Annotated in this window: 10 protein-coding genes; 8 read left to right on the top strand and 2 right to left on the bottom strand. The window is 58.1% G+C overall.

Translation table 11 applies throughout. The annotated features are described in order from the left end of the window. Positions 1–241 precede the first annotated feature (241 nt). Complete coding sequence (gene aceE, locus AAFM46_RS02900; protein WP_343319457.1) at positions 242–2,983, top strand: pyruvate dehydrogenase (acetyl-transferring), homodimeric type; 2,742 nt, start codon at positions 242–244, stop codon at positions 2,981–2,983. Positions 2,984–3,220: 237 nt separating this feature from the next. Here the strand turns inward: aceE and AAFM46_RS02895 are convergent, their stop codons facing one another. After that, positions 3,221–3,976 (bottom strand): IclR family transcriptional regulator, encoded by a 756-nt coding sequence (locus AAFM46_RS02895; protein WP_283532354.1) that lies wholly within the window; start codon positions 3,974–3,976, stop codon positions 3,221–3,223. 206 nt (positions 3,977–4,182) lie between these two features. Here AAFM46_RS02895 and AAFM46_RS02890 point away from each other — a divergent pair, with 206 nt between their 5' ends. Genes AAFM46_RS02890 through AAFM46_RS02875 form a run of 4 tightly spaced genes read left to right on the top strand, consistent with a single transcriptional unit; the run spans position 4,183 to position 9,288 of the window. Beyond that, on the top strand, positions 4,183–5,589 hold the full coding sequence (locus AAFM46_RS02890; RefSeq protein WP_343319455.1) for an NAD-dependent malic enzyme: 1,407 nt from the start codon (positions 4,183–4,185) through the stop codon (positions 5,587–5,589). After that, positions 5,586–7,193: a malate synthase A gene (aceB, locus tag AAFM46_RS02885; RefSeq protein ID WP_343319453.1), complete on the top strand. Its 1,608-nt coding sequence runs from the start codon at positions 5,586–5,588 to the stop codon at positions 7,191–7,193. The genes AAFM46_RS02890 and aceB overlap by 4 nt, the downstream gene beginning before the upstream one ends. A gap of 2 nt (positions 7,194–7,195) precedes the next feature. Continuing rightward, positions 7,196–8,464 carry an aldolase gene (locus AAFM46_RS02880; RefSeq protein ID WP_343319451.1) on the top strand — a complete coding sequence of 423 codons (1,269 nt, stop codon included), beginning with the start codon at positions 7,196–7,198 and terminating at the stop codon, positions 8,462–8,464. Positions 8,465–8,475: 11 nt separating this feature from the next. Beyond that, positions 8,476–9,288, top strand: coding sequence for a bifunctional allantoicase/(S)-ureidoglycine aminohydrolase (locus AAFM46_RS02875; protein ID WP_343319449.1), 813 nt, complete (start codon positions 8,476–8,478; stop codon positions 9,286–9,288). A 92-nt stretch (positions 9,289–9,380) separates the two neighbouring features. Here the strand turns inward: AAFM46_RS02875 and AAFM46_RS02870 are convergent, their stop codons facing one another. Continuing rightward, on the bottom strand, positions 9,381–9,692 hold the full coding sequence (locus AAFM46_RS02870; protein ID WP_343319448.1) for a hypothetical protein: 312 nt from the start codon (positions 9,690–9,692) through the stop codon (positions 9,381–9,383). Between the two features lie 161 nt (positions 9,693–9,853). Between AAFM46_RS02870 and AAFM46_RS02865 the strand changes: the two genes are divergently transcribed. The 3 genes from AAFM46_RS02865 (at position 9,854) to gcl (ending at position 13,492) form a co-directional block, all read left to right on the top strand. Beyond that, on the top strand, positions 9,854–10,648 hold the full coding sequence (locus tag AAFM46_RS02865) for a TIM barrel protein (RefSeq protein ID WP_283532360.1): 795 nt from the start codon (positions 9,854–9,856) through the stop codon (positions 10,646–10,648). 34 nt (positions 10,649–10,682) lie between these two features. Next, the gene (locus tag AAFM46_RS02860) at positions 10,683–11,561 is read left to right on the top strand and encodes a 2-hydroxy-3-oxopropionate reductase (RefSeq protein WP_343319446.1); all 879 of its coding nucleotides are present in this window, start codon (positions 10,683–10,685) and stop codon (positions 11,559–11,561) included. A gap of 152 nt (positions 11,562–11,713) precedes the next feature. Beyond that, positions 11,714–13,492 (top strand): glyoxylate carboligase, encoded by a 1,779-nt coding sequence (gcl, locus tag AAFM46_RS02855; protein WP_343319445.1) that lies wholly within the window; start codon positions 11,714–11,716, stop codon positions 13,490–13,492. Positions 13,493–13,499 lie beyond the last annotated feature (7 nt).

Here is a 13,499-nt window from a genome sequence, read left to right as displayed (position 1 = left end):
ACTACCCGTCAAACCTCAGGCCACAAAGACGTCCCGAAATGGATGCGTCTTGCATCTCTGATCTGAGCGCAGTAATCTCAACATACAAGATTTTGTTTTCATATAGTGATAATTACATGATGGGGCACTTGACCAGTCCGCCCCACATCCCTGCCACGTTCGACGAAGAACGAATGGCGGGCCAGACTCCGGCGCCTCTCCATCGCGGGGGTGTACGAACACAACGTGGAAAGAGGTACCAATGCTCCATCCCGAGAACAACTCCCATATCCTTAGCGGGTTGACTAATCAGCTCCCTGATCGTGATCCGGAAGAGACTGCTGAATGGCTTGAGTCTTTGGATTCGTTGATTCAGGAGCGTGGCACTGAGCGTGCCCAGTACATTATGCGTAGTTTGCTCCAGCGTGCTGGTGCGCAGAGTGTTGGTGTGCCGATGGTGACTACGACTGATTATGTTAATACGATTCCTGCTGATCAGGAGCCTGTTTTTCCTGGTAATGAGGAGATCGAGCGTAAGTATCGTGCGTGGTTGCGGTGGAATGCTGCTGTGATGGTGCATCGTGCGCAGGCTCCTGAGATTGGTGTGGGCGGGCATATTTCTACTTATGCTGGTGCTGCGACGTTGTACGAGGTGGGTTTCAATCACTTCTTCCGTGGCAAGGATCACGCGGGTGGTGGAGACCAGATTTTCTTCCAGGGTCATGCCTCGCCTGGTATGTACGCTCGTGCTTTCCTTGAGGGGCGTTTGAGTGAGGAAGACATGGATGGTTTCCGTCAGGAGAAATCCAAGGAAGGCCACGCACTGTCGTCTTACCCCCACCCACGGTTAATGCCGGAGTTCTGGGAATTCCCTACGGTCTCGATGGGTATCGGGCCGATGCACGCTATTTATCAGGCGCAATCGAACCGGTATTTACATAACCGTGGCATTAAAGACACCTCTGAGCAGCAGGTCTGGGCGTTTTTAGGTGATGGTGAAATGGACGAGCCTGAATCGCGTGGGCTGCTGCAACTGGCCGCTAATGACAAGTTGGATAACTTAACGTTTGTTATTAACTGCAACTTACAGCGCTTGGACGGTCCGGTTCGTGGAAACGGGAAGATCGTTCAAGAACTCGAAGCGTTCTTCCGTGGTGCTGGCTGGAACGTGATCAAGGTTTTGTGGGGTCGTGAGTGGGATGACCTCCTTGCCCGCGATGAAGATGGTTCCTTGGTCAAGGTCATGAATGACACTGTTGATGGTGACTACCAAACGTACAAGGCAGAATCTGGTGGGTTCGTTCGGGAGCATTTCTTCGGGCAAACACCCCAGACTAAAGAACTCGCCGCACATCTTTCTGATGACGAGGTTTGGAACCTCAAGCGTGGCGGCCATGATTACCACAAGGTCTACGCCGCGTATAAAGCTGCAAGCGAGTTCAAGGGTAAGCCCACCGTGATCCTGGCCCACACCGTGAAGGGTTACGGACTCGGGACACACTTCGAGGCACGTAACTCCACGCACCAGATGAAGAAGCTTACGCTCTCGGACTTGAAAGATTTCCGTACTCACCTGCGTCTGCCGATCTCTGATGAAGTCCTTGAAGCGGACCCGTACCGTCCCCCGTATTACCATCCCGGGATGGATACCCCGGAAATTCAGTACATGATGGAACGCCGCCGGGTCCTGGGCGGGTTCGTGCCCGAGCGCCGCTCTGAACACACCGCGTTAGAACTCCCCGGGGATAAAACCTACGAAGTCGCTAATCGTGGCTCGGGTAAGCAACATGCCGCGACCACGATGGCGTTCGTGCGTTTACTTAAAGACCTCATGCGCGATAAGGGTATTGGTCAGCGTATTGTCCCGATCATCCCGGATGAAGCACGGACCTTCGGTATCGATGCGTTCTTCCCGACCGCGAAGATCTACAACCCCAACGGGCAGAACTACCTCTCCGTGGACCGTGATCTGGTCTTAGCGTATAAAGAGTCCATTTCCGGGCAGATCGTTCATGCCGGTATTAACGAAGCAGGCTCCGTCGCGGCGTTTACCGCTGCCGGTACCGCGTACGCCACCCACGGGGAACCATTGATCCCGGTCTACGTGTTTTACTCCATGTTTGGTTTCCAACGCACCGGGGATCAGTTCTGGGCTGCCGGGGATCAAATGACGCGCGGGTTCATTATTGGTGCCACCGCCGGGCGGACTACCCTCACCGGTGAAGGCCTCCAACACGCTGATGGGCACTCCCCCCTCCTGGCCTCTACCAATACGGCAGTGATCACCTACGATCCCGCCTACGGGTATGAGATCGGGGTGATTATCCGCACCGGTCTAGAGCGGATGTACGGTAAAGACTCCACGGATCCTAACGTGATGTACTACATCACTGTTTATAACGAGCCGATCATTCAACCTAAAGCACCCGAAGATATCGATGTTGAAGGGATCACCCGCGGGATCTATCTGCTCAAGAAAAGCGAGCATGACGGGCCCCGTACCCAGCTCCTGGCTTCAGGAGTCTCCGTGCCCTGGGCCCTAGAAGCACAGCAAATCCTTGCCGATGAATGGGGGGTCGCAGCCGATGTCTGGTCAGTAACATCCTGGACCGAGCTCCGTCGCGATGGCCTCGCGGCTGAAGAAGACGCGTTCCTACACCCGGAAAAAGAGCCACGCACCCCGTACATCACAGCGAAAATGGCTGACGCGCACGGACCCATCATCGCCGTGAGTGACTTCATGAAAGCAGTCCCGGATCAAATCCGTCAATTCCTGCCTAATGACTTCGCGACCCTCGGCGCAGACGGCTTCGGTTTCTCCGATACCCGCGCAGCAGCACGACGCTACTTCAAAATCGACTCTCACTCCATAGTGGTACGCACCCTGCAAATGCTCGCTAAAAACGGTGACATCGACATCAACACACCACAACAAGCAGCCCAAAAATACGACCTCCTCAACATCAACGCAGGAACCACCGGCAACACCGGCGGCGACAGCTAACCAACAAGAGTAAAAAAATTGCTAAGGGACGCCATCAGAAGATGACGTCCCTTAGCTATTTCGTGTTCTTGGCCGTTGTACCAGCGCAGCCCCGGAGGGCGTGGCGACCCCCGAGGCTCAGCTCTCCCGTTGAGGTTGGAGCTAATGACGCCCCTTCATCCCCTCCGCGGTGTCATTAGCTCCAACCTCAACGGGGTGCGAACGGCATCCTCGAACCCGCCCATCCGGCTAAGTGCGCTAGTTGCGGTTGAGTTCCTTGGAGATGACCAACGCTGCTTGCTGCAGCATCGGGATTGCACGATTGGCAAAGAGTTCATCGACGCGCTGCACCGGTCCGGAAACGGAAATCGCCGTCGGGGTGGGAGCATCGGGGACAGCCATGGCAAAGCAACGAACACCGATCTCTTGCTCTTCCTCATCGATGGCATAGCCGCGTTCCCTGATAACTTCCAAGTCTGCCAGCAGGGTCTCTATAGTCCCGTGACTCTTGATCGTTGGCGTGGGCATTCCCTTGCGATCAACAATGCTGCGCACAGTCTCATTGTCCAGCTGGGCCAACAACGCCTTGCCCACTCCGGTGTCATGAGTGTGCGCCCTACGTCCAACTTCCGTGAACATGCGCATGGAGTGCGGGGATGGGACCTGGGCTATGTAAATCACCATGTCGGTGTCAAGTACCGCCATATTGGCCGTTTCCCCTAGCTCACGCACCAGCGTATCCAGCTGAGGCATAGCCATGGCGCCAAGCTGCTTGGTGGCACCGTCTCCCAAGCGGATCAGTCTGGGCCCCAACGCGTAGCGGCGGCTGGGGAGCTGGCGAATGTAGCCAAGGGCAACCAATGTGCGTAGCAGCCTGTGAATAGTGGGCAAGGGCAGCTCAGTGGATGCGGATAGTTCGCTGAGCGTGACGTTGCCACCGGCATCGGTGATGAGTTCGAGCAGTTCGAAAATACGCTCTACGGACTGCACTCCACCGCTTGCTTTTGCTGCCATGGTCTGTCTCCTACGTAGTCCTACGACACCAATAAATCCACATGGTGGCATGTATATTCCAAATACCCAACATACCTCACTCTGCATCCCGTCGTAGAAATATCCTACAGAGCTTGAAATTCCACCAGATAGATAATAATATCCATTATACGAAAACAATCGTAAGTGTCGACTCGCCCATACGGGCCCAATCTCAAGGAATCTCAATGGCGAATCCTAGCCCCGGCAACTCCATCACCCTTCGCGTGACCGCTCCTTCAAATTTCACCGTCACCAGCGAACTCGCTGCTGCCGCCGCTTCGGCCGGTGCCGCCGTCACAGCGTTGGACATTGTTGAATCCCAGCACGAGAGCGTCGTTGTAGACATCACCGCAAACACCACAGACGACGCCCACGCAGACCGTATCAAGGACGCCCTCGAGGCACTTGACGGCGTTCACGTGATGCACGTTTCAGACCGCACGTTCCTGATGCACCTGGGCGGCAAGCTCGAGGTCAACTCCAAATTCGTCATTCGCAACCGCGATGACCTATCACGGGCCTACACTCCCGGCGTCGCCCGTGTCTGCATGGCTATCCACGAGGATCCTGCCGCGGCCCGCAACCTCACCATCAAGCGCAACACCATCGCAGTTGTCACCGACGGCACCGCCGTTCTGGGCCTGGGCGACATTGGTCCGGCTGCCGCACTCCCCGTCATGGAGGGTAAAGCAGCACTGTTCAAGCAGTTCGCCAACGTCGATGCCTGGCCGGTTTGCCTTGACACCAAGGACACAGAAGAGATCATTATGATCGTCAAGGCCATGGCTCCGGTATACGGGGGCATCAACCTTGAAGACATCGCCGCTCCTCGCTGCTTTGAAATTGAGCGTCGCCTCAAGGAAGAACTGGACATTCCGGTCTTCCACGACGATCAGCACGGAACAGCCATTGTTACCCTCGCAGCCCTAACCAACGCCTTGAAGGTTGTTGAAAAGAAAATCGAAGACGTCAAGATTGTGGTGGCGGGTGTTGGCGCTGCTGGCAACGCCATCATCCAGTTGCTTCTGGCACAGGGCGCCAACAACATTGTGGCCTGCGGCCGCAATGGCGCAGTCAACCGCGACGAGACCTACACGGATGCCCACCGCACCTGGCTGGCCAACAACACCAACCCGGAGAACTTCACCGGCACACTCCACGACGCCGTGGTCGGAGCTGATGTCTTCATCGGAGTCAGCGGGCCCAATGTCCTGGGCGAGGAACAGGTTGCCGCCATGGCACCGAAGGCAATCGTCTTCGCCATGGCAAACCCCACTCCAGAAGTTGACCCGGTCATTGCCTCCAAGTACGCCGCAGTGGTGGCCACCGGACGCAGCGACTTCCCAAACCAGATCAACAACGTTTTGGCTTTCCCGGGCTTCTTCCGCGGGTTGCTGGATGCGGGCGTTTCCGATATCACAGATGAGATGCTGGTAGCAGCTGCTACCGCCATCGCTGAGCGCGTCGATGAATCCGAACTCAATGCAAGCTTTATCATTCCCAGTGTCTTCGACCCGCATGTGGCCGGCGACGTTGCAGCAGCCGTGGCTTCCGCAGCAGCTTCAACACTTTCCGAAAGGACCAACGCATGAGCAACCAGTCAGTAACAGTCACCGATCCAACACCGATCCCGCGCGCCGAAGAGATCCTCACCCCTGAGGCCTTGGCTTTTGTGGCCGAGCTCAACCGCCGTTTCAACCCTGTTCGTCAGGAACTGCTGGCTGCCCGCGGCACCAAGCGCGAAGCTGTTGCCGAAACCGGCAAGTTGGATTTTTTGCCGGAGACCAAATCAATCCGCGAAGGCGACTGGAAGGTTGCCCCCGCACCTGCCGCCTTGGAGGACCGTCGCGTAGAAATGACCGGCCCCGCTTCACCGGCAAAGATGGCCATCAATGCGCTGAACTCCGGCGCCAAAGTATGGCTGGCAGATCTTGAAGATGCCTCCACCCCGCTCTGGTCCAATGTGGTTGACGCCGTATTGAACCTCAAGGACGCCGCTGAAGGCGCCCTTGCTTACACCTCGCCCGAAGGCAAAGAGTACAGTTTGCGCACCGATGCTCCGCTGGCAGTGGTTGTTGCCCGCCCCCGCGGCTTGCACCTGAGCGAAAGCCACATTCTGGTCGACGGCGAGCAGTCATCAGGTGCGTTGGCAGACTTTGGTCTCCTGTTCTTCCACACGGCTAAAACACTTATTGCCAACGGGCAGGGGCCTTACTACTACCTGCCAAAACTGGAAACGTACCGTGAAGCACGGCTTTGGAATGACGTCTTCGTGTTTGCCCAGGATTACCTGGCCATCCCCCAGGGCACCATCCGCGCCACTGTGCTGATTGAAACCATCCCGGCCGCCTTTGAAATGGATGAAATCCTTTACGAATTGCGCAATCACGCCTCGGGCTTGAACGCCGGGCGCTGGGACTACTTGTTCTCCATCATCAAGTACTTCCGTGACGCCGGTGAAGCCTTCACCTTGCCGGACCGCGCTCAGGTCGCAATGACGGCTCCGTTCATGCGCGCCTACACCGAACTGCTGGTAAAAACCTGCCACGCTCGCGGCGCGTTTGCCATGGGCGGCATGGCCGCTGTGATCCCCAATCGCCGCGAGCCGGAAGTGACGGCAGCAGCGTTTGAAAAGGTTCGCAATGACAAAACCCGCGAAGCCAATGACGGCTTTGATGGTTCATGGGTGGCCCACCCGGATCTGGTTCCTGTTTGCCAGGAAGTCTTTGACGCGGTTCTTGGTGACCGCCCGAACCAGTTGGACAAGCTCCGTCCCGAGGTCAATGTCACGGCAGACCAGCTCTTGGACATCTCTTCTGCCCAGGGCGAGGCAACTGAAGCAGGCCTAAGGCTTAACCTTTATGTGGCTGTTGCCTACACAGCAGTCTGGATTTCAGGTAACGGTGCAGTAGCCATCCACAACCTTATGGAAGATGCCGCCACTGCCGAAATCTCCCGTTCACAGGTTTGGCAGCAGATCCGCAACAAAACCAAGCTTGCGGACTCCGGCAACGTTGTCACCCGTGAGCTCGTCACCGGCATCCTTGCCGAAGAGACGGAAAAGCTGCGCGGTGAAGTGGGCGAGGAAACGTTCCAGAAGTACTACAAGGACGCCAGCGCACTAATCAGTGATATTTGCCTCTCCGAGGATTACACCGACTTCCTGACCATTCCCGCCTACGAACTGGTGGGCTAAGAATGGCTGCGAAACCCTCACTGAATGCGGCAGATTTGGCGCATATTGAATCAGAGTGTGCCGCAACGGATCAGCTTCTTGAAAAGAACTACCCAGGAGATGACGGCACCCGCCAGCCGGTCCACACGGTCTACGTACCGGCAGATAAGTTCACTCCCACGTTTGCCGCAGATTGGGGCGCACAAGGTTTAGCCGCCATTGACGCTTACGGTGGACTGGAAAAGCTCGGCGCACTTCTGGGCCAGGACGCGGAGTTGGCAACAGCCATTGCAACTCGCGTAGCTAACAAGTTAGCCAGCGAGCCCATTGAAGACCTGCGTCTTGATTTCGAAGACGGCTTTGGTGATCGTGGTGACGAGGCAGAGGATGCTGCAGCAGTGGCAGCCGGTAAGGCTGTTAGTGCCGCAGTGGACGCCGGCACGGCACCTCCGTTCATTGGTATCCGCTTCAAATGCTTCGAAGCCCCCACCCGTGCCCGCGGCGTACGGACCCTGGATTTGTTCGTCTCAACACTGGCCTCGGCCGGCGAACTGCCAGAGGGCCTGGTACTGACGCTCCCTAAAGTCACCACAGTGGATCAGGTCAAGGCCATGGACTTCGCGGTGAGCCGCCTAGAGGAAATCCACGGTTTGACCCCCGGACGCCTGCGCTTTGAGGTGCAGGTGGAAACCCCACAGCTCATTTTGGGTCCTGCCGGAAATTCTCCAGTGGCCCAACTGGCCCATGCTGTCCCCGGCCGCATCAGCGGTCTGCACTACGGCACCTACGACTACAGTGCCTCGCTGGAAATTTCCGCCGAGTACCAGTCCATGGAACACCCCGTTGCCGACCTGGCCAAAGAAATCATGCAGTTGGCAGTTGCCGGAACAGGTATCCGCCTCTCCGACGGCTCAACCAACATCATGCCAGTGGGCGACGGCGCCGAGTCGGCTTGGGCTTTGCACGGACGCTTGGTGCGCCGCTCTTTGGAACGCGGCTATTACCAGGGCTGGGATTTGCATCCGGCCCAGCTGCCGAGCCGTTTCAGTGCAACGTATGCCTTCTACCGCCAAGGGCTGCCCGGCGCGGCCGTGCGGTTGCGCAACTACGTCCTGCAGACACCAGGCGCTGTCATGGATGAGCCGGCAACGGCCCGCGCCCTGGCGAACTTCATTTTGCGCGGTTTGGTGTGCGGTGCCTCCAGCGCCGGTGAAGTGCTCTCGCTGACAACTCTTGACCAATCACAACTCACGGCGCTGGCTCACCCCCGGCTCGCCACAGTTTCTAGCTAAAGGACTCCCCTATGGGCAAGTATTACTCCCCCGAAGGCGGCCTACCGCCGCAAACACATCTGACCACCGAGCGTGCCATTGTCAAGGAGGCCTACACGGTCATCCCCAAGGGCGTCATGACAGACATTGTCACCAGCACCCTGCCGGGCTTCTCCAACACCCGCTCTTGGATCCTGGCCCGCCCGATCTCCGGTTTCGCCACCACTTTCTCTCAGTTGATCGTTGAGATCGGCGCCGGCGGCGGTGCCCCGCGCGCTGAGTTCGAGTCCGGCGTGGAAGGCGTCATCTTCGTCACCAAAGGCAAGGTCAACCTGACGTTGGAAGGTGAGCTCCACCAGCTCGAAGAGGGTGGCTACGCTTATCTCGCCGCCGGTGACGCCTGGGGTCTGGAGAATGTCTCCAACGACGTCGTGACTTTCCAGTGGATCCGCAAGGCCTACGAGCGCCTCGAAGGCTATGAGGCAAAGTCGTTTGTTACCAGTGACAGCGAAGTTGAGCCCACGGCCATGCCGGACACCGACGGCGCGTGGAAGACCAGCCGGTTTACGGATTCTTCCGACTTGGCGCATGACATGCAAGTGAATATTGTTACGTTTCAGCCAGGCGGGGTTATTCCGTTCCCGGAAACCCACGTCATGGAACACGGCATTTACGTGTTGGAGGGCAAAGCCATGTACCTGCTCAACAACGACTGGGTTGAGGTGGAAGCAGGAGACTTCATGTGGCTGCGCGCCTTCTGCCCGCAGGCTTGCTACGCCGGTGGCCCGGGCGAGTTCCGTTACCTGCTGTACAAGGACATGAACCGTCAGATCAAACTGACATAAGCACCACAGCGTGGCTTCGGCCCCCGGTTGCGTGATAAGCCCCCCGTTGACGGGGGGCTTATCACGCAACCGGGGGCTTTTTATGTCACGGCTCAGAAATGCGCCGACTTTCGCCGCACGGCTGTGCGGTACCCGGACCAGAACGCCAGCAACATCAACCCCAGCGCCATGCTCGCCAGTCCAACTTTGGCCCGTGGCCCGATGAAGAAAAGAGCGTTCGATGAAACCATCTCATTCGATAGCGGCGCATACGCAAACCAGCCAACTTCGGCGCTTCCACTAGCCCCCATCGCCAACAGGATTCCGGTTATCACCGCCGCCAGGGCCAGAACCGGCACTACGGCAGCTCTCATCCGTGAGCCCCATGAGCGCCCCTGACTGTCTTGTTCACCGGCAGAATTCATGCGCGCCAGACTAGCACGGCAACGATTATGGCGTGGAACACAACTAAGTCCTCCTGCCACCTTGACTACGGGAGAGACCTTCTCTAGACTTTTCATTAGGCAGAAACTAATTTCCACAATATGAGAACTCAGGAATCGTCGATTCCTTGGAAGGACCTAAAATGTCGTACACAGTGAACTGCTCCATCCTCCTGACGGAGCTTCCCCTGCTGGAACGCCCCGCAGCAGCGAAGGCCGCCGGTTTTGATGCAGTGGAATTTTGGTGGCCCTTTGACTCCTCCGTCCCGGCCGACGCCGACGTTGCAGCTTTTGAGCGCGCCATCACCGATGCTGGCGTGCAGCTGACTGGATTGAACTTCAACGCCGGGAACATGCCTGGCGGAGACCGTGGCTTGGTTTCCTGGAAGGGTCGCTGCTCCGAGTTCAAGGACAATATTGCTGTCGTGGCAGGTATTGGCGAACGTCTGGGTTGCAAGCACTTCAACGCCCTCTACGGCAACCGCCAGGAAGAATTCACTGCACAGGAGCAAGATGAACTTGGTGTGAAGAACCTGGTCGCAGCTGCGCAGGGGGTTGCTGCCATTGGAGGCACTGTACTTCTGGAACCAGTCTCAGGCACACCCGCTTACCCGTTGAAGACCGCCGCGGATGTCATGGGCATCATCGCCCGGACCGAAGCAGCAGGGGTAAACAACGTCAAGCTACTTGCAGATTTCTACCACCTCGCCGTCAACGGTGACGACGTCCCCGCCGTGATTGAAAACTACGCCAAGGACTTTGGCCACATCCAGATCGCCGACAACCCCGGCCGCGGCGCCCCCGGCACCGGCACGCTTCCCTTGGGCGAATGGATCACCCGCAGCCGCGAACTTGGCTACAACGGCCCCATCGGCCTGGAATACAAGGCCGCTGCAGCAGATGCCTTCAGCTGGGCCATCCGCCAGCCGGCCAACTAAAACTCCTCCTCACATTTCACGCAAAGGACACATTATGAGCAACGTTGCAGTAATCGGACTCGGCATCATGGGCCTGCCCATGGCCGTCAACCTCATCAAAGCAGGCCACACAGTTGCAGGTTTCAACCGCAGCCAAGGCGCCATTGACAAGCTCGTCACCGCAGGGGGGCGTGGCGGAACTTCCATCGCCGATGTCGTCAAAGACGCCGATGTCATCGTCACCATGGTTCCTGACTCCCCGGATGTAGAAGGAGTAGTCAACGGTGAAGAGGGCGTCTTTGCCAACGCCCGCAAGGGTGCCATCTGGGTAGACGCCAGCTCCATCCGCCCGGACGTTTCCAAGCGTCTCTCCGAAGCAGCCGTATCAGCTGGCATTCGTCCCTTGGACGCACCGGTTTCCGGCGGCGAGCAGGGTGCCATTGACGGCGTACTTTCCATCATGGTTGGCGGTGACGCCAAGGACTTCGCCGATGCCGCTGATGTTCTTAACGCTGTGGGCAAGACCATAGTCCACGTGGGTCCCTCCGGCTCAGGCCAGACAGTCAAGGCAGCTAACCAGCTGATCGTGGCAGTGAACATCCAGGCACTTGCCGAAGCTATTGCTTTCCTTGAGGCCTACGGAGTGGACACCGACGCCGCCCTTAAGGTTCTTGGCGGCGGTCTGGCCGGCTCCAAGGTCTTGGAGCAGAAGGGCCAGAAGATGCTTGATCGCAACTTCGATCCCGGCTTCCGTCTGGCCCTGCACAACAAGGACCTCGGCATTGTCACAGCAGCAGCCCGTGAAGCCGGCATCTCGGTTCCCTTGGGTGGCGCTGTTGCCCAGCTGGTCACCGCCATCGTTGCCCAGGGCGACGGCGGCTTGGACCACTCGGCCCTGTTCAAGCAGGTCCTGGCTTCCTCCGGAAACAAATAAAAAAAACTACTCCGGGGTTCGCCCTCAAACTTCCCGCCGTCGAATGATCTTCGAGACGTTCGACGGCGGGAATCCCACCTTAGAAACACCACCGCCGCACCGTTCTACTTTGCCCATACCGGGCAACCACAAATTTTTAAAGGAGCAACACCATGGCTAAGATGCGCAGCGTTGACGCAGCCGTTTTGATTTTGGAAAAAGAAGGCGCCACGGAGATCTTCGGTCTCCCCGGAGCAGCCATCAACCCGTTCTACTCAGCCATGCGTGAGCATGGCGGCTTAAACCACACCCTGGCCCGCCACATGGAAGGTGCCTCACACATGGCGGACGGTTACTCACGTGCCGCCGAAGGCAACATTGGCGTTTGCACCGGTACCTCCGGCCCCGCAGGTACTGACATGATCACAGGATTGTACGCAGCCCAGGCTGATTCCATCCCGATGCTGTGCATCACCGGCCAGGCCCCCGTTGCCAAGTTGCACAAGGAAGATTTCCAGGCTGTGGACATCGAGTCCATCGCGGCTCCCTTGACCAAACTTTCCATGACCGTCAAGGAGCCTGGCCAGGTTCCCGGCGCTTTCCAGAAGGCGTTCTACCTGATGCGTTCAGGGCGTCCCGGCCCGGTTCTGTTGGACCTGCCCATCGACGTGCAGATGGCAGAGATCGAGTTCGACATCGACGCTTACGAGCCGTTGGTTCCGAACAAGCCCGCCGCGACACGCAAGCAGGCTGAAAAGGCACTAGATATCTTGCTCGCTGGCGAGAAGCCGCTCATCGTTGCTGGTGGCGGCATCATCAACGCCAACGCCTCAGCACAGCTGGTGGAGCTGGCCGAACTTCTGAACATCCCGGTCATCTCCACACTCATGGGCTGGGGCACCATCGCCGATGATCACCCACTGAGCGCCGGCATGGTTGGCCTGCAGACTTCGCACCGCTACGGCAACGCCACGTTCCTGGAATCAGATACCGTCATCGGCATCGGCAACCGCTGGGCCAACCGCCACACTGGCGGCCTTGACACCTACCGCGGAAACCGCAAGTTTGTGCACGTGGACATTGAGCCCACCCAGATCGGCCGCGTATTCGCACCGGATCTGGGCATCGTTTCCGACGCCGGAGCAGCCTTGGAAATACTCCTGGAAGTTGCTCGTGAGCGCAAGGCCGATCTCGGTGTGCCGGACTACGGCACCTGGTCAAAGGACTGCCAGGCTCGCAAGGGTTCCCTGCAGCGCAAGACTCACTTCGATAACGTGCCCATGAAGCCACAACGCGTCTACGAAGAAATGAATGCCGCGTTTGGTCCCGACACCACCTACGTCTCCACCATTGGTCTCTCGCAGATCGCCGGCGCCCAGATGCTGCACGTCTTTGGACCCCGCCAGTGGATCAATGCCGGACAGGCCGGCCCCTTGGGCTGGACCCTGCCGGCAGCCTTGGGCGTTGTCCGCGGCAAGCCGGGCCAGACCGTTGTTGCCCTGTCCGGCGACTACGACTTCCAGTTCATGATTGAAGAGCTGGCCGTGGGCGCACAGTTCAACCTCCCCTACATCCACGTGGTTGTGAACAACTCCTACCTGGGCTTGATTCGTCAGTCCCAGCGCGGCTTCAAGATGGATTACCACGTGTCCCTGGCGTTCGATAACATCAACTCACCGGAGACCAACGGCTACGGTGTTGACCACCTCAAGGTTGCCGAAGGCTTGGGCTGCAAGGCCATCCGTGTAGAGCGCCCCGAGGATATGGCTGCCGCGTTCGCCGAGGCAAAGCGTCTCATGGAGGAGTTCAAGGTTCCTGTGGTTGTTGAGGCCATCCTGGAGCGTGTCACCAACATTTCCATGGGCACCGAACTGGACAATGTCAATGAAATCGAAGACATCGCCCAGTACGCAGCTGACGCCCCCACCGCCATCTTGGCCCTGCAGGACTAGGGACGAA

The sequence above is a fragment of the Arthrobacter sp. TMP15 genome, assembly GCF_039529835.1.
In the GTDB taxonomy this organism is placed as follows: domain Bacteria; phylum Actinomycetota; class Actinomycetes; order Actinomycetales; family Micrococcaceae; genus Specibacter.
Note: the sequence above shows the minus strand (reverse complement) of the source record. Positions and strands in the feature narration are given on the sequence as shown.